Raw genomic sequence first — 21,863 nt, 5'->3', positions numbered from 1 at the left:
ACGCCTCATTGTTTTTGGTTAAGGCGTTGTCGTGGGGATTGGGCGCAGCGAGCTGTACCCTGGTATCGATTCTTCGCGGTGGGGTGCAGCAGCGTCAAACGGGAAAAAGAGCAGGTAATACATAAGAAAACTTGATGCCTCGCTCGCAGGGCCGAGGGGCTGGGTACTGACTGGTTTCATGCATAACTTTTAGTTGTTGTGGGTCGCACATTTTCTTGTTGGACAGCGCCGTCATGGTTTCCTAAAAAGAACGATTGTCGCTGTCCCGACCCCGTGGAGATGTCCTGATGACCCCGCTAATGTCCTTCGAGCAACTGCTGCCCTGCGATCCGCCGACCCTGCGCCAACACATCGCCGCCGGGCAATACCAGGGGCACACCAGCGGTCTCGGTCAGGGGCGAGTGCAAGCCAATATCGTGATGCTGCCCCAGGATTGGGCCAATGAGTTTCTGCGATTTTGCACGCTCAATCGCCAGGCCTGTCCGCTGCTCGACGTCACTGAACCGGGCGACCCGTTTTTTCGCCACTTGGGCAGCGCCATCGATATTCGCCATGACGTGCCGCGCTACAAGGTTTATCGCGATGGCGAACTGTGCGAAGAGCCACAGGACATCGCGCACCTGTGGCAGGACGACATGGTCGCCTTCGCCATTGGCTGCTCGTTCTCGTTTGAACAGCCACTGCTGGACGCCGGCATCAGGCTGCGGCATATCGAGCAGGGGCTGAATGTCGCGATGTACCAGACCAACATCGACACCCGACCTACTGCACGCCTGCGGGGCAAGCTGGTGGTGAGCATGCGGCCGATGAAAGCGGCGGCGGCCATTCAGGCGATTCAGATCACCGCACGCATGCCGAACGTGCACGGCGCGCCGGTGCACATCGGTGATCCGGCATTGATTGGGATTGCCTCGCTGAACGCCCCGGATTATGGCGACGCGGTCAGCATCGAAGCGGATGAAATTCCAGTGTTCTGGGCCTGCGGCGTGACCCCGCAATCCGTAGTGCAAGCCTCTCGGCCACCGCTGTGCATCACCCACGCGCCGGGTTGCATGCTGGTGACGGATGTGTACAACCGTGATTTGTAAGTCCGTAACAGTCGGTAATGATGCTTCCCTGTAGGAGCCGCCGAAGGCTGCGATTGGCCCGTATTGGCAAAGCAGGTCCTGCGGACCTATCGCAGCCTGTGGCAGCTCCTACAGGTTGAAAGCGTGCCTGTCACTCAACCCGCCAGGGCAAGCCTTGCCACGTCGGGGCTGGCCCATTGTTGCAACAGGCGCAGGTGGCTTTCACGAGCAGTGCATTCAACCGTGGCCCTTAACCTCAGCGTATCCCCCGGCAAACATTGCGCCAGCCGCGCGAGGCTGGCGGGGGTCAACGCACCGAGGCGTGGATAACCACCGATGGTTTGCCGGTCGTTGCCTAGTACAATCGGCTGTCCATCCGGGGGCACTTGGATGCCACCCAGCGGAATGCCTTCGGAAATCATCGCCGGGCCTTGGTATTCCAGCACCGGACCGAGCAGGCGGATGCCCATGCGGTCGGCTCGGGCGTCAACGGTCCAGTCGCTGTTGAAGGCATCAAACAGGCTACGCCCGGCAAAATCTGCCATCTGTGCACCGATGACGACGTCCAGCGGTTGCCGAGAAAACAGATCGGGGATTTGCGTCGGGCTCATGCGCCTGCTGGAGAGCGGCTGGCTTGAGCGGCCATCGCGTGCGGACAGTACGTCACCCATCGCCAAGGGCAAGCCCAATCCGTTCAAGCCACCCAGGCAATCGCGTAATACGGTCGAGCAACTGCCCAGTACCGCCTTGGCGTCGAAACCGCCGGGGGCAGCGAGGTAGGTGCGGGCGCCAACGCTGGAGCCGGAAAATTGCAGACGCTCGCCCTGACGCAGCACAAAGCTTTGCCAAGGCTCGATCAGACGCCCGTCGATGTGCGCGCCAAGGTTTGCCCCGGCCAGCGCCAGCAGGCAATCGCTCTGGGCGCGGACACTGAAACCGCCGAGGGTGATTTCGACCACGGCGGCGTCCAGTTCATTGCCCAACAGCCAATTGGCCCAAGACATCGACAGCCAGTCCGCTGCGCCGCCCTGGGTCACGCCGAGATGGCGGACGCCGAAGCGCCCGGCGTCCTGCAGCAGGCACAGGGGCGAGCTTTGTTCGATCAATAGACGGTTCATGGCTGTGCTTCCAGCGGCGTGTCGTCGCCACCCAGGTGGATGAATTCGCTGTGGCTGATGGCGCTGAACTGCACGCTGTCGCCAGGGCGCAACAGGCTGAAGCCGTCCTGGGTGGTGTCGAACAGCCGGCTGGGTGTGCGGCCAATCAGGTTCCAGCCGCCCGGTGATACCGATGGGTAGGCCGCGGTCTGGCGTTCGGCGATGCCGACACTGCCGGCGGCGACCCGCTTACGCGGTGTTCTCAGGCGCGGGGCAGCCAGGGTTTCCTCGACCAGGCCCATGAAGGCAAAGCCGGGGGTGAAGCCAAGGGCAAACACCTGATACGGCTTTTCGCAGTGGCGACGAATGACGTCTTTGGTCGACAACCCGCTGCGCCGAGCGAGGCTGCCTAGCTCCGGGCCGACGCGCGGGTCGTACCACACCGGCAGTACATGCGCGCGGCCAGCCGCGCTCAAGGTCGGGGTCAGGTCGCGCAGCGCCTCGGCGACCAGCGCCCGCGCCTGACGGTTGTCCAGGTGCAGCAAATCGTAGTGCACCAGCAAGGTGGTGTAGGAGGGCACCAGGTCGATTAACTGCTCGCCGAACAGACTGCGCAGGCGCGCTCCGGCGGCCAGCAACCAGGGCACATTGTCTTCATGGATGACCTTGAACAGGTTGATCATCAGGCTGTCGATGCCGACGGTGTGGACCGTGGCTGTTGTTGTGATTTCGCTCGTGCTCATGCCGCAATCAGCTCCAGTGCCTGACGGATGTGTTTGACCGCCGCGATGGAGCCAGCATTGTCGCCGTGTACGCACAGGGTGTCGGTCTTCAGCAGCAGCGGGCTGCCATCGTTGGCTGTCAGCGGACGCTGGTCGGCGAGGGTTTGCGCCTGAGCGACGATGGTGTTGAGTTCGTGGTGGACCGCCCCCGGTTGCTTGCGGGAAACCAGGCGCCCGGCGTTGTCATAGGCACGGTCGGCAAAGGTCTCGAACCACAGTGGCAGGCCGACCCGGCGAGCCATGGCCGTTGCTTCTCTGTTGTCCAGCGTCGACATCAGCATCAGCGGCAATGTCGGGTCAAAACGGGCCACGGCAGTGATCACGGCGAGCAACACACGCGGGCTGCTCATCATGTCGTTGTACAACGCGCCGTGGGGTTTGACGTACTCGACCCGGCCGCCCTGTGCCTGGCAGATGCCTTGCAGCGCGCCGATCTGGTAGTGCATCAGGTCCGCGATCTCGGCGCTGGAGCACTCCATCGAACGGCGACCAAAACCCACCAGGTCCGGATAGCCCGGGTGCGCGCCAATGCGCACCTCGTGCTCCAGGGCGAGGGCCACTGTCTTGCGCATGCTGCCAGGGTCACCGGCATGGAAACCACAGGCGATGTTGGCGCAATCGATCAGCGGCATGACCTCGGCATCGAGGCCCAGGGTCCAGGCGCCGAAGCTTTCTCCGATATCGCAATTCAATAAAATTCGGCTCATGTGTGCTCCTCGGAACGAACCCCTTGAGGGGTGGCAGCGGCTATGGGCGGAAGTTTTCGCCGAATGGCGGGGAGGGTCAATGAACAAAAAAGCAGGGGGGACGATAAGAAAATATTGTGTCGTTCAGCGGCAACGGAGGCCGCCTCCGGCGCCACGGTCATTCTGCTTGAGCAGGGGCCTTGTAGCAGCTGCCGAAGGCTGCGATAGCGCCAGAGCAATCACCGTGATTGAAGGCCATTCGCAGCCTTCGGCAGCGCCTACAACATGCACATGTGTTGCTCGACCAAGTGGCAATCAGATTGCCGGCGGAAACTCGCCCTGGCTGGAATAGGTTTGCGTTACCTCTTGGGCCATGGCGATGACCTCTTCAACCAGTTCGATGCCCGAACCGGTGCGCCAGCTGGCGACAATGTCCATGGGCGGAGGGTTGGGCACGCCCTGGAGAATGGTCAGGGTGCCGTTGGCAATCTCACTGCGCACCAGGGTCGGCGGCATCGCGCCGATGCCAAAGCCGTCGCGCACCAGGCGGGTAATCGCCGATGCCGAGTTGACGCAGTTGATCCGGGTGGCCAGCACATCCGCGCTGTGCAGCATGTTGAGCAGGTCCTGATGCGGGCGCGAATTGCGTGAAAAGGTCACGATGCGCTCTTGGGCCAGTTCGTTCAGCGACTCGTATTTGCGGTCGAACACCGAGCCGCGCGCCACCACCCATTGAATCGGGTAACGGTCCAGCAGAAGGTTGCGCACGGTGTCGAGGCGGGTCATGTCGGTTTGGAACACGATGTCCTGATAGCCCTTTTCCAACTGGTCAGAAAGATTTCTCGCGGTATCGGCGTTGATCTCGATCTCCAGTTGCGGATAGCTGGCGGTCAGGCGTGTTACCAGAGCACTCAGCCAGGTGTGTATCACGGTATCCATGGCACCGATGCGGATGCGCCCACGGGTCTGCCGTGGGTCCTTGATCGCTGACTTGAGGTTTTGCAGGGTGTCGATCATGTGTTCGGCGTACTCGAGCACCCGCTGCCCTTCGGGTGTCAGGGCCACGCCCTTGGAGTCGCGCACGAACAGCCGAGCGCCCAGTTCATCCTCGAGCGCGGCAACCCTGCTGGAGATGGACGCTTGAGTGGTGAACAGCTTTTCGGCGGTCAACCGAAAGCTTTTCAAGCGGGCGATCCAGACGAAAGTTTCAAGGAATTTAATGTTCATTCAGGTGTTTCCTACCGATTGAAAAGTGACCGCTGAACGTCAACTGCACTGTATCACTGCGCCAACGAAGCGGCGGGAAAGTGCAGTTTGTATGCCACCACCCTTCAAAAAAAATTGATCGCACTGCGCGATATTTTCTCGTTGGACGCCAGCCCGAGCGCATCCAAACAATGCCGCCGAAGCAGAAAGGTCGCTGCCCGTGGATCACCTCACAGGCAGCTCAAGCCTTCAGGCCGCCTGCGTGGCCATAAAAAAAATAATCGCGCACTGCCAACTGTCGACCCCGGTCGACGGGCGCTCTAACGGGACGTGTACATGAACATTTGCAAAAAAATCGGATGGGTGTTTGTTGGTGGAACAACGCTGGCTGCGGCCACGGGAGCCCAGGCTGATTTCTTCGCCGACAGCAGCGGCAACCTTGACCTGCGCAATTTTTACTTCGGCCGGGATTTCCGCCAAAGCAACTCCAGAGACAGCGCTGACGAGTGGGCCCAGGGCTTTATTTTGCGCCTGCAGTCGGGCTACACCGCCGGGCCGGTGGGCTTTGGCGTGGATGCGTTGGGCATGGTCGGCTACAAACTCGATTCTGGCGGCGGCAGTGGCGGCACCGGTCTGTTGCCGGCGGACCTGACGTCCAAGGGTTCCCAGGATGAATACGGCAAGCTGGGCCTGACCGCCAAGGCGAAGATCTCCAAGACTGAGTTGAAGGCCGGCACCTTGTTCTTCCGCGACCCGGTGGTGTCGTCCAACGATACCCGCCTGTTGCCGCAGAACTTTCGCGGTGAGCTGCTGAACTCCGCGGACTTGAATAACTTCAAGTTGATCGGCGGTCACATTGATCAGATCAAGGCCAACAACTCGACGGACTTCGAGGACATGAGCGCCAACCGGTTTGGTGGGGTGAGCAATTCCTTCAACTTCGGCGGTGGCGACTATCAAGTGACACCACAGCTGAGCTTGAGCGCCCGTTATGCGGTGCTGGAAGATGTCTACCAACAGTATTACGGCGGCTTGAACCACACCTTCGATCTGGGTGGCGGACACAGTATCAAGAGCGACCTGCGGTTTTCCAGCAGCAAGGAAGATGGCAGCTTTCGCTCAATTGATAACCGCGCCCTGGGCGGCATGTTCACCTACAAAATAGGCGCCAGTTCGTTCGGTGCTGCGTTGCAACGCATGAACGGCCGTGACCCGTTCCCGTATATCACCGGCAGCGACCCCTACCTGGTCAACTTCGTGCAGATCAACGACTTCGCCAACATCCATGAACACTCCTGGCAAGTCCGTTACGACTATGACTTCGCGGCGCTGGGCGTACCGGGCCTGACCTTCATGACCCGTTACGTGAACGGCGACAACGTCGAACGCGCTGGCGGTGGCGAGGGCAAGGAGTGGGAGCGCAACATGGACATCGGCTACGTGATCCAGAGTGGTGCGCTGAAGAACGTCGGGCTGAAATGGCGCAACGCTACGGTGCGCTCCAACTTCGGCAACGACCTGGATGAGAACCGGGTGATCCTCAGCTACACGGTCGGGCTGTGGTAGGTCGAACAGACTGACACAGCACATTCCCTGTAGAAGATTCCCCGTCGTCCGGACGCCGCGCTGTCGCGCGCAGCAAACGCGGTCCCTGTAGGAGCCAGCTTGCTCGTGATCGGCTGCGCAGCAGTCGTAAAGTCAGGTTGTCGGGTTTAACTGACACTCCGCGTGCTCAGGTTTTACTGCCGCTTCGCACCAGATCGCGAGCAAGCTGGCTCCTACGCCTTTGGCAGAAGCAGATTGCGGAGTCTTTGAAATCAACCGGTTATCTTTGGTTGAGGAGAGATGCCGAAGGCTGCGAAACGGTTTCCATGACACACCGCTATCGCAGCCTTCGGCAGCTCCTACAGGGTGGAACCTTTACCCCGTCAGCCCCGCAAGCATCAGATTCAGATTCTGCACCGCCGCGCCGGCCGCGCCTTTGCCCAGGTTGTCGAACACCGCCGCCAACAACACCTGACCCTCACCCTCGAACACCATCAATTGCATGTCGTCCGTGCCGTTGAGTTGCTGCGGATCAAGGTGCGTCAGGGCCTGCGCCGACTGCAGTGGCATGACCTGCACAGACTCCATCTCGGCGTAATGCCGCTCCAGGCACGCCTGCAAGGTGGCAGCGTCGGTACCGGGCGCCAATAAGCGAGTTTGCAGCGGGATGGTCAGCACAATCCCTTGGCGAAACGCGCCGTAGGCCGGCACAAACAGTGGCCGCTCAGATAGACCGCTGTGTTGTTGAATCTCTGGAACATGCTTGTGCTTCAGCCCCAGCCCGTAAACCTGAAACGGTGAAGCCTGGGCGGCGTGCTTACCCTCATAGGCCTCGACGGCGGCGCGTCCTCCTCCGGAATAGCCCGACACCGCATGGACGCTGATCGGGTAGTCGGAGGGCAGCAAGCCGGCGTTCAGCAGCGGACGCAACAAGCCAATCGCGCCAGTGGGATAGCAACCGGGATTGCTCACCCGATGCGCGCTGGCAATGCGTTGCGCTTGCTCCGGGCTCATTTGCGCAAAACCGTAGGTCCAGTCGCGGTGGGTACGGTACGCCGAACTGGCATCAATCACCCGCACCGCCGGGTTGTGGATACTGGCCACCGCTTCGCGCGCGGCGTCGTCGGGCAGGCACAGCACGGCGATGTCGCAGCTGTTGATCGCCTCGGCGCGACGCTGCGGGTCCTTGCGCTGCTCGGCGGGCAGGGTCAGCAGTTGCAGATCGTTGCGCCCGCGCAAGCGTTGATGGATTTGCAACCCGGTGGTGCCCTGGTCGCCGTCGATGAATACAAGGGGAGTGCGCATGGCGTGGTCTCGAAGGAGGGATTCAACAGGTCTGATCTTCAACGCCGAGGTAAGATAGTGAAAGTTGAATTTGGTAATGATTGAGTTCAGATTTTCTGAATGAGGAATAACCCATGCGTGAAATCAGCCTCGACCGCTTGCGTACCCTGGTGGCGATCGCCGACCTTGGCTCGTTTGCCGAAGCGGCCCGGGTCCTGAACCTGGCGCCACCGACGGTGAGCTTGCACATTGCCGATCTGGAAGCGCGCATTGGCGGCAGTCTGCTGTCGCGCACTCGGGGCCGGGTTCAGCCGTCGGCAATTGGCGAAACCCTGGTGGCGCGGGCGCGGAAATTGTTGGCCGACGCCGAACAGGCGCTGGAGGATGTACAGCGCCAGGTGCAGGGCCTGGCCGGGCGCGTGCGGTTGGGGGCATCCACCGGCGCGATTGCGCAACTGCTGCCCCAGGCGCTGGAAACCCTGGCGCAGCACCATCCCTCGATCGACGTGCAGGTGGCCGTGCTGACCTCGCAGGATACGTTGCGCAAGCTCACCGAGGGCGCGTTGGACATCGGTTTGGTGGCGTTGCCGCAATCACCGGTCAAAAGTCTGCGCATCGATGCCTGGCGACGCGACCCGGTGATGGCCTTCTTGCCGGCGCGCTGGGAATGTCCGCTGGTGGTGACCCCCGGCTGGCTGGCCGCGCAACCACTGATCCTGAATGACAACAGCACCCGGCTGTCGCGCCTGACGTCCGACTGGTTTGCCAGCGCCGGGCCACAGCCGGCGCCACGCATTCAGCTCAATTACAACGACGCGATCAAGAGTCTGGTGGCAGCCGGTTATGGCGCGACGCTGCTGCCCCATGAAGCGTCGACGCCCCTGACCGATCCGCGGATCGTCATGCGCCCATTGCAGCCATTGTTGTGGCGGCAACTGGGCATCGCTCATCGTGCCGGTGAGGTGGAAATGCCGACGCAACATGTGCTGGATGTGTTGTGGGACTTGAGCGCGAATTAAGTGGATTTTCTCTGCAAAGCAGGCGATTTGCTGGCCCCTGAAGTTTCATGACGTAGGCAAAATCACTTTTCTATCAGGGAATTAAGTGATTAACCTCATGCGAATTGTCTTTTGTACGCTGGCTTCACTGGTGCTGTTCGGTGCGGCGTTTTCGGCGCAGGCGAGGAATCTGACGGAAGGCGAGCTGTACATGTGCAGTTGGGGTTCCGGCATCGCCGGCGGTGCCCAGGCCTCCAAGCTCTCAGGCATCACGCGCTACAGCGCTCGCACACGACTGCAGGCGCACAAGTTTCCCAAGCAGTGGATGAGAGTCATGGCCCTGAGAATTTCGGAGCAGACCTACGACAGTGAATCGCGACTCAAGCCTGAAGGGGTCAAGCAGGTTTACTACGACGGTTGCATCAAGCACGAACTGGCGCGTCGCTAAAATTCGTCAACTGTCCGGAGATTTCCCCGTCAGCAATGAGGTGCCAGAGGCGAGGGCGTCTGCTGGCGGGTGTTGGCGGGCAGGTTCGGATCGCGGCTCACGCTGCTGCTTGTTGCGCCAGATCCGGTAGGTGCGAATGCCTCCCCGCACTGACGCGAACAAGCGTTCCTTGCCTATCTCCCGGGCCAGGCCGGAGCGCACCAGCATCCGCAGAAAGCTGCCGTGCGGCCGTGCGATACCGAACACAATCCCGCGGGCGGTCAGGGTTTCGCGCACTTCCCTGAGGGAAGCAATGCCACTGACATCAATCGAGGTGATCGCCTCGGCAACCAGCAACACGGCGCGAGTGCTGGGCTCACGCTCGACGATCTCCAGCAGGCGGCTTTTGAAGTAGTCGGCATTGAAAAACAGGATCGCATCGTCGAAGCGATAGACCACCAGCCCCGGCAGCGTGCGGGCTTGCGGGTATCGGCTGATGTCGACCTGGCCGTCGACCCCGCGCATCCAGCCGAGCACGGCATCGGTAGGTTGATAGATACTTCTGAGCAGGCGCAGGATCGCCAGCGTGACCGCGATAATGATCCCCGGCAGCACCCCGACGCTCAGCACGCCGACGGTGGTCAATATGCACAGCCAGAACTCGAACCGGCTGAGCGTGCGGATATCGCGCATACCGCGAATGTCGATCAGGCCCCAACCGGCCATCAACAGCACCGCGCCCAGCGCTGGCTGGGGAATCCAGGCCATGGGCGCGGTGAAGAACATCAGGATCAAGGCAATCACCACCGCGGCGACCACGCCGACCAACTGGCTTTTGCCGCCGACCATGTCGTTGACCGCAGTCCGCGAGTCGGCGCCGCTGATGGCGAAGCCTTGAGAGACCCCCGCGGCGATATTCGACACGCCCAAGGCAATGAACTCGTGGTTGGCGTTGACGGTGTAGCCGTTTCGCGCGGCAAAACTGCGCGCGGTCAGCATGGCACTGCAAAAGCTCACCGTGGCAATCCCCAACGCATCGCGCAGCAGGCTTTTCATTTCCGGCAGATTGGTCTGCGGCCAGGCCAGGCGGGGGATGCCGGAGGGCACCGGGCCCAGTATCGAAATCCCGTAGCGGTCGAGACTGAACACCCCGACCACCAGCGTGGCGATGGCCACCGCGACCAGGGAGGCGGGTAACCTGGCGAAGCGCCGTGGCAGCCAGATCAACAGCGCCAGGGCGCACACCCCTATCGCCAGGGTCGGTAAATGCGTTTCGCCGAGGCGTTGCAGCATGTTCAGCAGGCTGGGGATGAAACCATCGCCGTGGATGCTGTAGCCCAACACCTTGCCTAGTTGCCCGACCAGCAGGCTCAAGCCAATCCCGTTCAGGTAGCCGACCAGAATCGGCCGCGAGAAAAAGCTCGCGATAAACCCCAACCGCGCGACGCCGGCAACGATCAGCAGCAAGCCGACCAATACCGTGATAATCACCGCCAGTTGCGCCAGGTGTTCGGGATCACCCAGCGCCAGAGGGGCAATTGCGCCGCCAACCATGGCGCAGGTGGCGGCATCCGGTCCGACCATCAACTGCCGCGAACTGCCCACCAGTGCGTAAATCAGCATCGGCAGAATGCAGGCGTACAAACCGTATTGCGGCGGCAGTCCGACGATTTGCGCATAGGCAATGGCGATCGGGATCTGAATGGCTGCCACCGACAGCCCGGCCAGCAGGTCGGGGGTGAACCATTCGCGGCGGTACCGCAAAAGGTTGGCCAGGCCTGGCAGCCAGCGCGTCAGCGACATAGTGGTTTACTCAAAGTCTTTGATGTCGATCGGATCTCCGGATTTGATCGCGAGTTTCTCGCGGATGTCTTCGAACACCTTGTCGTAGATTTTATTGTTGGCGTGGATCTGGATCTGCTGTTCCTTGGGTACGCCATGCTTGGCAAACACCTTGGACAGGTCTCGGGCGAAATTGAAGGCCTCCTCCTTGGGCAGAAAAAACTCTTCCAGCGCCTCTTTGCCTTGAATTTGCCCTTTGACGGTGAAGCGCACACCTTTGCCGAGCGACGGGTCCTGATCGACCTTGTATTCAATGATCAGGTCATAGCTGTGGTCGCTTTTTTGCAGCGCGGTACGTTCTACATGCAGATGTCCGGGAGTGAACTGGGCCATGTCATTTCTCCTTGGTAGCGATCAATAAATCGGGCGCCGGGGTTAACACGTTGCGTCAATAGCGCTCGGTCACCATCTTGAACGGATAGTCTTTGGACTTATAAACGCCGATTTTTCCGCGTTTGGGCAGCTTGATCTTGGTTTCTCCGGTCAGGTCCTCGTAGGGGATCTGCTTGAGCAGGTGGCTGATGATGTTGAGTCGCACCCGTCGCTTGTCTTCGGAACGCGCCATGAACCACGGCGCCCAGGACGTATCGGTGGCGGCGAACATATCGTCACGGGCCTTGGTGTAGGCGTCCCAGCGGCTGAAAGACTTCAGGTCCATGGGTGACAACTTCCACAGTTTACGCCCGTCCTGCGCCAGCGATCCTCCAGTCGGCGCTCCTGTTCTTGCGGGCTGACTTCCAGCCAGTACTTGATCACAATGATGCCCGATTCGATCATCAACTTTTCGAACAGCGGCGCCACCTTGAGAAAACCATTGGTCTGCTCTTCGGTGCAAAAGCCCATCACCCGCTCGACGCCGGCGCGGTTGTACCAACTGCGGTCAAACAGGGCGATTTCACCGGCCGCGGGCATGTGGATGAGGTAGCGTTGCGCGTACATCTGGGTTTTTTCGCGCTCAGTGGGCGCGGGCAGGGCGACCACGCGAAACACGCGCGGGCTGACTCGCTCGGTGATGGCTTTGATGGTCCCGCCCTTGCCGGCACCGTCGCGCCCCTCAAAGATGATGCACACCTTCAAGCTTTGTTTGACGACCCACTCTTGCAGTTTGACCAATTCGATATGCAGCAGCCGGAGTTCTTTCTCGTAGGTTTTCTTGTCCAACCGCTCGCTGCTTTGCGCTGTTACCGGTTTTTCGGGCTTTTTCGAATGTTTAGCCATTGTTTTTTTCCTGGTTGAAAGCACCTGTTGGAAACGCCAACGCGGGTCGACGCGTTTGTCTCAGTTCCAGCGTAGTTGCCTCTGGAGAAGGCAGGTCAGAACTTCGATGAGACGCAACAGGCTTTGTACGATATTGCGGTTGGCGAGCATCTGTCCGGCGGTGCCCGCAGCGACTATCAGGTCATCAGGCGCGCAGCCGAGGCTGACACCCTCTTATCGAACAAAAGATAAGCCGATGCGGCTCGACAGGGCGGCGTCTGGACGACTGTATCTCCCATTATTCAAGCGCTCCACGAGCCGTCTGGCGTCCATGCCTGACCGCGTGTCATGAAATGAAAAGCCATTGTCGTCTGATGAGAAGCGGCTCAGCAGCCTGCGGCCTACAGTCCAATCAACGAATATAAATACAGCACGCCAACAATGCAGATTGGAGAATAAAAGGCATGGCCAAAGCCATACGCTTCTACGAAACCGGTGGTCCCGAAGTCCTTCGCTATGAAGAGGTGGAGGTCGGCGATCCCGGCCCTGGCCAGGTGCGCTTGCGCCATGTGGCGGTCGGCCTGAACTATGCCGACACCTACTTTCGCAATGGCACGTACCCGATCCCGATGCCGAACGGCATGGGTGTCGAAGCCTCCGGCGTGGTGCAGGCGGTGGGCGAGGGCGTGACCAACGTCGCGGTCGGTGATCGCGTCACCTACACCGGCTTTCTCAACACCCTGGGCGCCTACAGCACCGAACGTCTGATCTCGGCAGCGCCGCTGATCAAGCTGCCGGAAACCATCAGTTTCGAGACCGCCGCGGCCATGACCATGCGCGGCTTGACGTCATCGTATCTGATGCGTCGAATTTACAATTTCAAGGCCGGCGACAGCATTCTGTTGCATGCCGCCGCGGGTGGTGTTGGCCTGATCGTCTCGCAGTGGGCCAAGCTGCTCGGCCTGACGGTGATTGGCACCGTGTCCACCGAGGCCAAAGGCGCCATCGCGTTGGCCCATGGCTGCGATCACGTCATCAACTACAGCCACGAGGATGTCGCCAAGCGCGTTCGCGAAATGACCGATGGTGTCGGGGTCAATGTGGTGTTCGACAGTGTCGGCAAAAACACCTTCGCCGGTTCGTTGGATTCGCTCAAGCGCCGAGGCCTGATGGTCTGCGTGGGCACTGCATCAGGGCCGATTCCACCGTTCGACCCGGTATTGCTGGCGATGAAAGGCTCGCTGTACCTGACCCGTCCAGCGTTGGCGGATTACATCGCCGACCCTGCGGAGAAAGCCGCCCTGGCCGGCGAGTTGTTCGATCACGTCGGTAACGGCCGGATCAAGATCGAGATCAACCAGCACTACGCATTGGAAGATGCCGTGCAGGCCCATCGTGACCTGGAGTCACGCAAGACCACCGGCTCGTCGATTTTCGTCATTTAAGGGGAGTTGCCTGCCGTGAAAGTCGAACAATTGACCTGCCACATCGGCGCCGAACTGATCGGCGTCAATCTGGCGGATGCCATTCATGATGATGGCCTGTTTGCTGAGATTCGTGCCCAGTTGCTGACGCACCGGGTGGTGTTCCTGCGTGATCAGGACATCAGCCGTGCCGAGCACGTGGCCTTCGCCCGCCGATTCGGCGAGCTGGAAGATCACCCGGTGGCCGGCAGTGATCCGGATCATCCGGGGCTGGTGCAGATTTACAAGAATCCGAGCCAGCCGATGGACCGCTACGAGAATGCATGGCACTCCGATACCTCGTGGCGTGAAAACCCTTCGATGGGTGCTGTGTTGCGTTGCGTGGAGTGCCCGCCAGTGGGTGGCGACACCATGTGGGTCAACATGGTCGAGGCCTACGCGAATTTGCCCGATGAGGTGAAGCTGAAGATCGCCAACCTGCGCGCCCGTCACAGCATCGAGGCCAGCTTCGGCGCGGCCATGCCGATCGAAAAGCGTTTGGCACTCAAGGCCATGTACCCGGACGCCGAGCACCCGGTGGTTCGCACGCACCCGGAAACCGGTGAAAAGGTGCTGTTCGTCAATGCCTTCACCACCCACTTCAGTAATTTCCATACACCAGAGCGGGTGCGCTTCGGTCAGGACGCCAACCCGGGTGCCGGGGAGCTGCTGCGCTATCTGATCAGCCAGGCGTACATCCCCGAGTACCAGGTGCGCTGGCGCTGGAAGCCCAACAGCATCGCCATTTGGGACAACCGCAGTACCCAGCATTACGCGGTGATGGATTACCCGGCCTGCCATCGCAAGATGGAACGCGCAGGGATCGTTGGCGACAAGACCTACTAGTCAACTGCTTTTGCACCCGCCTAAGTCCGTCCCCATCGTCCGGGGGACGGCTGACAAAAATAAAAGGTGTCATTGATGCAATTTTTCGACGATTCGCTGCACCCGGAAAACATGGAAAAGGTGGTGATCACCGTCGCTCCGTACGGCCCTGAATGGATGCCGGAAGACTTCCCGGAAGACATCCCGCACCGCAAGGCTGGTCAGAAAGGCGTTCCACAACGCGGTTGATCGGTCGCGGGGTGGGCAACACGCTCGCCCCTGCATCGAACAGCGCACAGACACCCGACAACAATAATAAGTAGCAACTCAGCTCCGAGGAGGCAACATGGCCTTTCACCCCAGCGCACTAAACGATGACGAGCCAGGCTCAGTCGGTATTGCGCGCAAATACGCCTGGATCGTCTTCGCGCTGACATTCGGCCTGTTGATTTCCGATTACATGTCGCGGCAGGTACTTAATGCCGTATTCCCGCTGCTCAAGAGTGAGTGGGCATTGAGCGATGGCCAGCTTGGCCTGCTCAGTGGCGTCGTCGCCTTGATGGTGGGCCTTTTGACGTTCCCCCTGTCACTGATGGCTGACCGCTTCGGCCGGGTCAAAAGCCTGGCGCTGATGGCGTTGATGTGGAGCCTGGCGACCCTGGGTTGCGCACTGGCCCAGGACTATCAGCAAATGTTCATTGCCCGCTTTATGGTGGGCGTCGGCGAGGCCGCTTATGGCAGCGTCGGCATTGCGGTGGTGATCTCGGTATTTCCCAAGCACATGCGGGCCACGCTTTCCAGCGCCTTCATGGCCGGCGGCATGTTTGGTTCAGTATTGGGCATGGCCTTCGGCGGACTGATCGCGACCAAGTTGGGCTGGCGTTGGTCCTTCGCCGGCATGGCGTTGTTCGGCATGCTGCTGGCGCTGCTTTACCCGATCATCGTCAAGGAAGCACGCATTGCGCCACAGCGCGCCACGGCGGCGTTGAACAAGGCCGAAGCTGCGGTCAAGCGTCCATTGCGCACCCTGTTTTCCAGCCGTTCGGTGATCGGTGCCTACATTGGCAGCGGCTTGCAGCTGTTTGTCGGTGGCACGGTGATCGTGTGGATGCCGAGCTATCTCAATCGTTACTACGACATGGGCGCGGACAAAGCCGGTGGCGTGGCGGCGATTATCGTCCTGTGCAGCGGCGCGGGGATGATTCTGTGCGGCATGCTCAGCGATCGCCTGTGCCGAAATTCGCCGGAGCGCAAAATCGCCTTAGCCATCGCCTACTGCCTGGGCAGTTGCCTGTTGTTATCACTGGCGTTCGCCGTGCCACCGGGGCTGGCGCAACTGGCATTGATTTGCCTGGGAATGTTGATTGCCGCCGGCACCACCGGGCCTGCGGGGGCGATGGTTGCCAACCTGACGCATTACTCGGTTCACGGTACGGCGTTCGCCACCCTGACCCTGGCCAACAATATGCTGGGGCTGGCCCCGGTCCATTCATCACCGGCAAGGTCTCTGATTTGATTGGGCTGCATGCCGCCTTTCAGTTGGTGCCGCTGGTGAGTATTGCCGCCGCCGCGGTGTTCTTTTATGCCAAGTGCCATTACCACAACGACATTGCGCGGCTTAAGGGCGAGCGTGTCGAGGGTCGGCAGGGCAACGATGTGATGTTAGAGGTGAAGTCGTGAGTCGTAGTGTGCGTGTCGATGTGTATTTCGACTTTATCTGCCCATGGTGTCTGATTGGCAAGCATCAACTGGAGCAAGCGTTGAGCCTGTTTCACGCGATCCATCCGCAGGTTGCGGTGGACGTGATCTGGCAGGGTGCGCAGTTGCTGCCGCACTTGCCGGCGGAGGGCAAGCCGTTCAAAGAGTTCTATCTGAATCGTCTGGGCAGCGTGGAGGCAATGCGCATGCGTCAGGCGCAGGTGCAGCAGGCCGCCGCCGCCGTCGGCCTGAACATCGACTTGATGCTGATCGACAACATGCCCAATACCGCCGATGCCCATCGGTTGCTGGAGCGCGCGGCGCTGCTGGGCAGTCAGGAACAGTACGACCGTTTGCTCAATCGGCTGTTCGCTGCTTATTTCCATCTCGGCGAGGACCTCGGTTGCCGTGCCACCTTGCTGCACATCGCCGAGTCGTGTGGCTTCAACCGCGTTGCCATCGCTGACTGCCTGCAGGGCGACGGCACGCCTTATGTAGGCTTCGCCATGGCGGCCAACAGCGTGCCCTGTTTTCGCTTCGGCCAGGGCTTGACGATTGCGGGGGCACAGCCTGCCGAGGTGCTGTTCGAGGCCCTCAGTGAAGCACTGCGCCAGAGTGATTTCGAGCATCAGCCGTCATGAGCCTGCGCATACCCGTGCCTGCCGGCAAGTTCCCGCAGGCGGGTGGCCGTGCATTGTTCGAATTCGATGGCAAAAGCCTGGCGTTGTTCAACGTCGAAGGGCAGCTGTATGCCATCGACGACAGTTGCCCGCATCAGGGCGCCTCATTGTGTGGCGGGCAGCTTGAAGGGCGAGTGATTCAGTGCCGTGCCCACGGCTTGCGCTTCGATCTGAGCAGCGGCTACTTGCTCAATACCACCCAACTCAAGGTCGCGACTTACCCGGTTGAGGTAATCGACGGCCACGCCTTTATCGTTATTGTTTCCGAGGAGTCTGCGCTATGAGCGCCATTGCTCTCACCAGCATCAACACGCGAGTGCGCGAACTGGCGCCGGGTTTTGTCGTCAGCCTGACCGTTGCCGCGGCTGCGACCTTTCTTTCAGAGCACTACCATGCGCCGGTCATGTTGTTCGCCTTGCTGCTTGGCCTGGCGCTGAACTTTCTCGCTGGCGCAGGCCCTTGCAAGGCCGGCATCGAGTTCACCGCGCGCACGGTGCTGCGCATCGGTGTGGCCCTATTGGGCATGCGCATTACGCTCGAACAGATCGCGGCGCTGGGCTGGAAGCCTTTTGCGCTGGTGGTGATCCTGGTTGTGGTGACGATCAGTCTCTCGGTGGTGGCGGCCAAGGCGCTGGGCTTCTCGCGCTTGTTTGGCATGCTCACCGGGGGCGCAACCGCTATCTGTGGTGCCTCTGCGGCACTGGCGTTGGCGGCGGCGCTGCCTAGCCACCCGCAAAAAGAGCGGGCCACGCTGTTTACCGTGATTGGCGTCTCGGCGTTGTCGACCACGGCAATGATTCTCTATCCGATGATTGCCAACTGGTTGTCGTTGTCACCCCAGGTCTCAGGTGTGTTCCTTGGCGCCTCCATCCATGATGTCGCCCAGGTGGTCGGTGCCGGTTACGGCATGTCGCCTGAAACTGGCGATATCGCCACAGTGGTCAAGTTGATGCGCGTCGCCATGCTGCTGCCGGTGATCGTCACTGCGGCAATGATCACGCGGATGCAGGGTGCCGACCCGACGGGCAAGCGACCGCCGTTATTGCCCTGGTTTGCCGTCGGTTTTCTGATGCTTGCCTGCATCAACAGTACCGGGTGGGTTGTTCCGGCCGTGCAGGGTTTCGTCAACCAGCTGGCGAGCTGGAGTCTGGTGGTTTCCATCAGTGCCTTGGGCATGAAAACTCAGCTCAGGGAGCTGGCCGCAGTCGGTATCAAGCCCATCTTGCTGATGGTAGGGGAGACGGTGTTCCTCGCGGTGTTGGTGTTGTTGTTGCTGCACTGGGGGCTCTAAGTCCGGCTACACCTCTAACGCCTTTACGCGAATAGCCTCGCATTGTGTTTCCTGTGCGCAATGCGACACTCGACCGGAGTCCCAAGCGACGGTCACTTTACGGCGACTGTAGACAGCAGTCGCCGTTTTTTTTCGTTGAATTTCCCTCCCCATTTCCGAGGAGCACGGCAGTGCAACGACGACGGCGTCCGGCAGGATTATTCGCGGTCGGGAAGGGGTGTTGTCGGCGCAACAGCCATCGACGGCGCGTTTTTCTGCCCGCTGCGCCACGATGCCGGCGGCATGCCAAATTGCTTGATGAACCAGCGGGTGAAGGAACTGGCCATGGAGTAGCCGAGCATGTCGGCGATACGTCCCAGCGAGTAGTTCGGGTTGTCCAGGTAGCGCAGCACCAGATCGCGGCGGACGTCGTTGATCAGGTCGTTGAAGGCGCAGTCCTCCTCTTTCAGGCGACGCTGCAAGGTGCGTACGTTCATGCCCTGGGTCTGGGCAATCTGTTCGATGGTGGCGCGTCCCATGGGCAGCAGCACGTAGATCGCCTTGCGCACCTCGAACAGTATCGACGGCCCTTCCTCATTCAGCAGTGAGTCAAGGTAGCTCTGGGCGTAACGGGCCATGGCCGGGTCGGCATGTGGGTTGGTCACGTTCAGGTTGGCGTCGGGGCAAACAATGCCATTGAATTCGCTGCCGAATTCCAGCTTGCAGCCGAACAGACGGCGATGCAGTTGCAGGTTGTCCGGGGCCTGGTGGGTGAAGTTGACACTGTAGGGCTGCCAGTGCGCGCCGAGCAGCGCCGCGCACAAACGGAACATCACACCGATGGCCAATTCATTGGCCTGTCGACAAGGCATTGGAGACTCGGTGACCACTTCCTCACGAATGATCACCATTTTGCCGGCCTCCTCAATGAAGATTGCCAGCGAATCGTTCATCAAGTGGCGGTAATGCACGAGCACCTGTAGCGCATCGCGCAGCGTCCTTTGGTGAGTGAGCAGCAGGCTGACAACGCCGAAGTCCGAGAGCTGGCGCGACTCGGCCATGCTCAGGCCGAAGCTTTGGCATCCGCTGGCGATGGCTGACTCCTCCAGCAGACGCACCGCCGCATCGATCGGAATGCGGTGCTCTGGCGTCAACAGGATGGTTTTTGTCAGACCCACACGCGCCAACAAGTCTTGCGGATTGAGCCTGAGGTATTGGCTCACCTCGATGTAGTTGGTCAAAACAGCCGCTCGAACAAGCTTGGTCATGCAGAGGTCCTTTCCTGACGGGGTCCCGAGGGACATGAGCGCGTTTGACTATATCCGCGCTGTCATGAAATGAAAAGTTTTTGACGCGAACTGCAAGGCTCACTCCTTTCAATCTCCAGTAATTTCAGCGGCCTTGACCCCTGTTGGTCAGGCGCCGCGCAAGCATCAACGGTGTACAGGGCGAACAACAAAATAAAAATAAGGGGCGTGCATGCCAGTCAATACCTCTATCAACGATAGCGAACGTGTCTTTCCCGCCGAACAGCGACTGATCTCAGCCACCGACACGCAGGGTCGCATTACTTACTGCAACGACGAATTCGTCGCCGTCAGTGGGTTCACCCGCGAGCAGTTGATGGGCGCTGCGCACAATATCGTCCGCCATCCCGACATGCCTGCGGCGATCTACGAGCACATGTGGAGTCACCTCAAAGCCGGCAAGCCGTGGATGGGCATCATCAAGAACCGCTGCAGCAATGGCGACTTCTGCTGGGTCAGCACCTACGTCACGGCGATTCGACAGGAGGGGCAGGTGATTGGCTACGAATCGGTACGGGTCAAGCCCGATGCCGAGCAGATAAATCGTGCGATCGCATTGTATGCCCGCCTTCGCCAGGGGCGCTCGGCGACCAGCCTGGGGCGACGTTTGGGGATATTCTCCCGATTCCTCCTGGTGCCGGTGTTGGGTGGGCTGCTGGGGACGTTCCTGTTCATGCAGGGGATGCCGCAAGGGGCGCTTGCGGCTGTGATCACTTTGTCGTTCGTGCAGACCGGGATATCACTGGCGTTCGTGCGCCGCGCGCTGACGAAGATCCAGGAGGCTGCGCCACAGGCGTTCGACAGTGAGCTGGTAGCGCTCACCTACAGCAGCGAATCGGGCGCTGTCGCACGCCTGCAAATGGCCTTGATCAGCGAGGGTGCGCGCATTCGCACCGCGCTCAGTCGTCTGGGTGATTACGCCGACCAGACGGCCAGCCTGGCGACCCGCAACGGTCAGTTGGTCAATCAGTCTGAAGCAGCGCTGAAAGTGCAGTGTGTCGAAGCGGACATGGCGGCGGCCGCGATGCATGAGATGGCGGCCTCGATCACGCAGGTGTCGGCGCATGTGCACCAGACGGCGCAGAGCGCGCTTGAGGTAAATCAGTTGTCCACCGGCGGTGCGCAGCAAGTCGTGCAGACGCGCCGGGTGATCGAAAAACTCGCCGATACGGTCGATGACATCAGCCATTCGGTCGACAGCCTGGCCAAGCAAACGGAATCGATCCAGCAGGCCGCCAGCATGATTCAAGCCATCGCCGAGCAGACCAATTTGCTGGCACTGAACGCCGCGATTGAAGCCGCGCGTGCAGGCGATCAGGGGCGTGGCTTTGCCGTGGTCGCTGACGAGGTGCGGGCACTGGCTTCTAAAACCCGCGACTCGACAAAGTTTATCCAACAGATCATCGGCACCTTGCAGGGCGAGGCCCAGCAGGCGGTGGACATTGCCAGTAAAGGCAGTGAGGAAGCGCGCGCCGGGGTCAGGCATGTGGTCGATACCGAGCGTGCGCTGGATGGCATTACGCTCGCGGTCAGCGGTATCCATCAGCGGGTCGAGCAGATGGCCACGGCGACTGAACAGCAGAGCCAGGTCGCGGGCAGCATTTCTCGGCAGATCACCATTATTTCTCAGGCTGCGCAGAACAACTCCGAACTCACCGGCCGCTCCCTGTTGCTCGGTCGCGATCTGGAAGCCACGGCGCATTCATTACACCTGTTGGTTGAACGTTTCAATGCATAAGCGAATCAGCGACAAAATGTAACTTGTCACCGAAAGAAAAGTGGCTGACGCCAAATGAAAAGCATACAGGTCGGCCGCTGTTTAATGTCAGCACTACAAAAGCTTCTGGCCATCGAGCCAGGCGAGTTATCGAGAGCGAAGGTGTTCAAGTGGACAAACTACAAACTGCGGCAACTGTTCTGATTGTGCCTGGCCTGCGTGAGCATGTAACCGAGCATTGGCAAACTTTGCTCGAGGCCAGGTTAAACAAAGTTCGTAGTGTGCCACCGCTGGAAACCGACAAGCTCGACTGTGCCGCTCGGGTGCGCGCCATTCAGCAGCAGTTGGAGCAGATCGAAGGTCCGGTGATTCTGGTGGCGCACAGTGCCGGCGTGCTGATGGTGGCGCACTGGGCTGCGCGCCACAGTCGTCCGATCAAGGGCGCTCTGCTGGCTGCACCACCGGATCTCAATGCTGACTGGCCGCAAGGCTATCCGCATCCCGACACCCTGCGTGCCAATGGCTGGGACCCTCTGCCCACAGGCGCGTTACCGTTTCGCAGCATAGTCGCCGCCAGCACCAACGACTATCTCGCCAGCCTGGACGCCAGCACTCGCCTGGCCGAAGGCTGGGGCAGCGAATTGCTCAATCTGGGTGAAGTCGGCCACCTCAATCCTGCTGCGGGTTACGGCCCATGGCAGCAGGCTGAAGCGCTCATTTTGGAGCTTGATCGTTAATTAAACAGGAGCCGGTCGGTCACAAGCCACCGGCC

At 60.4% G+C, this 21,863-nt stretch carries 19 protein-coding genes and 3 pseudogenes; 13 read left to right on the top strand and 9 right to left on the bottom strand.

The genetic code is table 11. From position 1 onward, the window contains the following. Positions 1-287 precede the first annotated feature (287 nt). A complete protein-coding gene (locus ACF0H7_RS16545; RefSeq protein WP_397447993.1) occupies positions 288-1,088 on the top strand; it encodes a putative hydro-lyase in 801 nt (266 codons plus the stop codon). A 134-nt stretch (positions 1,089-1,222) separates the two neighbouring features. Here the strand turns inward: ACF0H7_RS16545 and ACF0H7_RS16540 are convergent, their stop codons facing one another. The 4 genes from ACF0H7_RS16540 to ACF0H7_RS16525 all read right to left on the bottom strand — a co-directional run bounded on the left by ACF0H7_RS16540 (position 1,223) and on the right by ACF0H7_RS16525 (position 4,859). Then, positions 1,223-2,185 (bottom strand): biotin-dependent carboxyltransferase family protein, encoded by a 963-nt coding sequence (locus ACF0H7_RS16540; RefSeq protein ID WP_397447992.1) that lies wholly within the window; start codon positions 2,183-2,185, stop codon positions 1,223-1,225. Continuing rightward, positions 2,182-2,907, bottom strand: coding sequence for an allophanate hydrolase subunit 1 (locus tag ACF0H7_RS16535; protein WP_397447991.1), 726 nt, complete (start codon positions 2,905-2,907; stop codon positions 2,182-2,184). Before ACF0H7_RS16535 ends, ACF0H7_RS16540 begins: the two co-directional genes overlap by 4 nt. Continuing rightward, positions 2,904-3,653, bottom strand: a complete 750-nt coding sequence (locus ACF0H7_RS16530; protein WP_397447990.1) for a 5-oxoprolinase subunit PxpA — start codon at positions 3,651-3,653, stop codon at positions 2,904-2,906. The genes ACF0H7_RS16535 and ACF0H7_RS16530 overlap by 4 nt, the downstream gene beginning before the upstream one ends. Positions 3,654-3,947: 294 nt before the next feature. Then, positions 3,948-4,859 (bottom strand): LysR family transcriptional regulator, encoded by a 912-nt coding sequence (locus tag ACF0H7_RS16525; RefSeq protein WP_397447989.1) that lies wholly within the window; start codon positions 4,857-4,859, stop codon positions 3,948-3,950. 315 nt (positions 4,860-5,174) lie between these two features. Here ACF0H7_RS16525 and ACF0H7_RS16520 point away from each other — a divergent pair, with 315 nt between their 5' ends. Next, entirely contained in the window at positions 5,175-6,404 is a 1,230-nt protein-coding gene (locus ACF0H7_RS16520) for an OprD family porin (RefSeq protein WP_397447988.1), read from the top strand. Positions 6,405-6,758: 354 nt separating this feature from the next. Here ACF0H7_RS16520 and argC read toward each other — a convergent pair whose 3' ends face one another. Continuing rightward, positions 6,759-7,688, bottom strand: coding sequence for an N-acetyl-gamma-glutamyl-phosphate reductase (gene argC / locus ACF0H7_RS16515; RefSeq protein ID WP_397447987.1), 930 nt, complete (start codon positions 7,686-7,688; stop codon positions 6,759-6,761). A gap of 113 nt (positions 7,689-7,801) precedes the next feature. Here argC and ACF0H7_RS16510 point away from each other — a divergent pair, with 113 nt between their 5' ends. Both ACF0H7_RS16510 and ACF0H7_RS16505 read left to right on the top strand, forming a co-directional pair. Then, complete coding sequence (locus tag ACF0H7_RS16510; RefSeq protein WP_397447986.1) at positions 7,802-8,686, top strand: LysR family transcriptional regulator; 885 nt, start codon at positions 7,802-7,804, stop codon at positions 8,684-8,686. 97 nt (positions 8,687-8,783) lie between these two features. Beyond that, entirely contained in the window at positions 8,784-9,113 is a 330-nt protein-coding gene (locus ACF0H7_RS16505; RefSeq protein WP_397447985.1) for a hypothetical protein, read from the top strand. Between the two features lie 6 nt (positions 9,114-9,119). Here ACF0H7_RS16505 and ACF0H7_RS16500 read toward each other — a convergent pair whose 3' ends face one another. The 3 genes and pseudogenes from ACF0H7_RS16500 to ppk2 all read right to left on the bottom strand — a co-directional run bounded on the left by ACF0H7_RS16500 (position 9,120) and on the right by ppk2 (position 12,152). Next, positions 9,120-10,895 (bottom strand): SulP family inorganic anion transporter, encoded by a 1,776-nt coding sequence (locus ACF0H7_RS16500; protein ID WP_397447984.1) that lies wholly within the window; start codon positions 10,893-10,895, stop codon positions 9,120-9,122. A 6-nt stretch (positions 10,896-10,901) separates the two neighbouring features. Next, positions 10,902-11,267, bottom strand: a complete 366-nt coding sequence (locus tag ACF0H7_RS16495; protein ID WP_397447983.1) for a DUF5064 family protein — start codon at positions 11,265-11,267, stop codon at positions 10,902-10,904. 55 nt (positions 11,268-11,322) lie between these two features. After that, positions 11,323-12,152 (bottom strand): annotated as a pseudogene (gene ppk2, locus ACF0H7_RS16490) (polyphosphate kinase 2). Between the two features lie 443 nt (positions 12,153-12,595). On the opposite strand from ppk2, the gene ACF0H7_RS16485 reads away from it, so the two are divergent. The 7 genes and pseudogenes from ACF0H7_RS16485 (at position 12,596) to ACF0H7_RS16455 (ending at position 18,088) form a co-directional block, all read left to right on the top strand. Continuing rightward, on the top strand, positions 12,596-13,576 hold the full coding sequence (locus ACF0H7_RS16485) for a quinone oxidoreductase family protein (protein WP_397447982.1): 981 nt from the start codon (positions 12,596-12,598) through the stop codon (positions 13,574-13,576). Between the two features lie 15 nt (positions 13,577-13,591). Then, positions 13,592-14,440, top strand: coding sequence for a TauD/TfdA dioxygenase family protein (locus ACF0H7_RS16480; RefSeq protein ID WP_397447981.1), 849 nt, complete (start codon positions 13,592-13,594; stop codon positions 14,438-14,440). Positions 14,441-14,515: 75 nt separating this feature from the next. Next, positions 14,516-14,626 (top strand): annotated as a pseudogene (locus ACF0H7_RS16475) (3-keto-5-aminohexanoate cleavage protein); the annotation flags it as partial. A gap of 139 nt (positions 14,627-14,765) precedes the next feature. Beyond that, positions 14,766-16,099: pseudogene (locus ACF0H7_RS16470) on the top strand (MFS transporter). Next, a complete protein-coding gene (locus ACF0H7_RS16465) occupies positions 16,096-16,758 on the top strand; it encodes a DsbA family oxidoreductase (protein ID WP_397447980.1) in 663 nt (220 codons plus the stop codon). Before ACF0H7_RS16470 ends, ACF0H7_RS16465 begins: the two are co-directional and overlap by 4 nt. Further along, positions 16,755-17,081: a Rieske (2Fe-2S) protein gene (locus ACF0H7_RS16460; protein ID WP_397447979.1), complete on the top strand. Its 327-nt coding sequence runs from the start codon at positions 16,755-16,757 to the stop codon at positions 17,079-17,081. Before ACF0H7_RS16465 ends, ACF0H7_RS16460 begins: the two co-directional genes overlap by 4 nt. After that, positions 17,078-18,088, top strand: a complete 1,011-nt coding sequence (locus tag ACF0H7_RS16455) for a YeiH family protein (protein WP_397447978.1) — start codon at positions 17,078-17,080, stop codon at positions 18,086-18,088. Before ACF0H7_RS16460 ends, ACF0H7_RS16455 begins: the two co-directional genes overlap by 4 nt. A 197-nt stretch (positions 18,089-18,285) precedes the next feature. Here the strand turns inward: ACF0H7_RS16455 and ACF0H7_RS16450 are convergent, their stop codons facing one another. After that, a complete protein-coding gene (locus ACF0H7_RS16450; RefSeq protein ID WP_397447977.1) occupies positions 18,286-19,335 on the bottom strand; it encodes an AraC family transcriptional regulator in 1,050 nt (349 codons plus the stop codon). A gap of 211 nt (positions 19,336-19,546) precedes the next feature. Here ACF0H7_RS16450 and ACF0H7_RS16445 point away from each other — a divergent pair, with 211 nt between their 5' ends. Together ACF0H7_RS16445 and ACF0H7_RS16440 are read left to right on the top strand one after the other, a co-directional pair. Continuing rightward, the gene (locus tag ACF0H7_RS16445) at positions 19,547-21,112 is read left to right on the top strand and encodes a methyl-accepting chemotaxis protein (protein WP_397447976.1); all 1,566 of its coding nucleotides are present in this window, start codon (positions 19,547-19,549) and stop codon (positions 21,110-21,112) included. Between the two features lie 149 nt (positions 21,113-21,261). Beyond that, on the top strand, positions 21,262-21,828 hold the full coding sequence (locus tag ACF0H7_RS16440; RefSeq protein WP_397447975.1) for an RBBP9/YdeN family alpha/beta hydrolase: 567 nt from the start codon (positions 21,262-21,264) through the stop codon (positions 21,826-21,828). Positions 21,829-21,863: the final 35 nt, after the last annotated feature.

Source organism: Pseudomonas sp. NA-150, assembly GCF_044336365.1.
In the GTDB taxonomy this organism is placed as follows: Bacteria; Pseudomonadota; Gammaproteobacteria; order Pseudomonadales; family Pseudomonadaceae; genus Aquipseudomonas.
The sequence above is the reverse complement of the archived record's forward strand: the minus strand, read 5'-3'. Positions and strand labels throughout refer to the sequence as shown.

What these genes read in the sequence shown, in the direction of transcription:
- ACF0H7_RS16520 (WP_397447988.1), top strand. Translation starts at nt 5,175, where the DNA reads ATGAACATTTGCAAAAAAATCGGATGGGTGTTTGTTGGTGGAACAACG.
- ACF0H7_RS16460 (WP_397447979.1), top strand. Translation starts at nt 16,755, where the DNA reads ATGAGCCTGCGCATACCCGTGCCTGCCGGCAAGTTCCCGCAGGCGGGT.
- ACF0H7_RS16445 (WP_397447976.1), top strand. Translation starts at nt 19,547, where the DNA reads ATGCCAGTCAATACCTCTATCAACGATAGCGAACGTGTCTTTCCCGCC.
- ACF0H7_RS16485 (WP_397447982.1), top strand. Translation starts at nt 12,596, where the DNA reads ATGGCCAAAGCCATACGCTTCTACGAAACCGGTGGTCCCGAAGTCCTT.
- ACF0H7_RS16505 (WP_397447985.1), top strand. Translation starts at nt 8,784, where the DNA reads ATGCGAATTGTCTTTTGTACGCTGGCTTCACTGGTGCTGTTCGGTGCG.
- ACF0H7_RS16510 (WP_397447986.1), top strand. Translation starts at nt 7,802, where the DNA reads ATGCGTGAAATCAGCCTCGACCGCTTGCGTACCCTGGTGGCGATCGCC.
- ACF0H7_RS16500 (WP_397447984.1), bottom strand. Translation starts at nt 10,895, where the DNA reads ATGTCGCTGACGCGCTGGCTGCCAGGCCTGGCCAACCTTTTGCGGTAC.
- ACF0H7_RS16525 (WP_397447989.1), bottom strand. Translation starts at nt 4,859, where the DNA reads ATGAACATTAAATTCCTTGAAACTTTCGTCTGGATCGCCCGCTTGAAA.
- ACF0H7_RS16540 (WP_397447992.1), bottom strand. Translation starts at nt 2,185, where the DNA reads ATGAACCGTCTATTGATCGAACAAAGCTCGCCCCTGTGCCTGCTGCAG.
- ACF0H7_RS16545 (WP_397447993.1), top strand. Translation starts at nt 288, where the DNA reads ATGACCCCGCTAATGTCCTTCGAGCAACTGCTGCCCTGCGATCCGCCG.
- ACF0H7_RS16530 (WP_397447990.1), bottom strand. Translation starts at nt 3,653, where the DNA reads ATGAGCCGAATTTTATTGAATTGCGATATCGGAGAAAGCTTCGGCGCC.
- ACF0H7_RS16495 (WP_397447983.1), bottom strand. Translation starts at nt 11,267, where the DNA reads ATGGCCCAGTTCACTCCCGGACATCTGCATGTAGAACGTACCGCGCTG.
- argC (WP_397447987.1), bottom strand. Translation starts at nt 7,688, where the DNA reads ATGCGCACTCCCCTTGTATTCATCGACGGCGACCAGGGCACCACCGGG.
- ACF0H7_RS16455 (WP_397447978.1), top strand. Translation starts at nt 17,078, where the DNA reads ATGAGCGCCATTGCTCTCACCAGCATCAACACGCGAGTGCGCGAACTG.
- ACF0H7_RS16535 (WP_397447991.1), bottom strand. Translation starts at nt 2,907, where the DNA reads ATGAGCACGAGCGAAATCACAACAACAGCCACGGTCCACACCGTCGGC.
- ACF0H7_RS16450 (WP_397447977.1), bottom strand. Translation starts at nt 19,335, where the DNA reads ATGACCAAGCTTGTTCGAGCGGCTGTTTTGACCAACTACATCGAGGTG.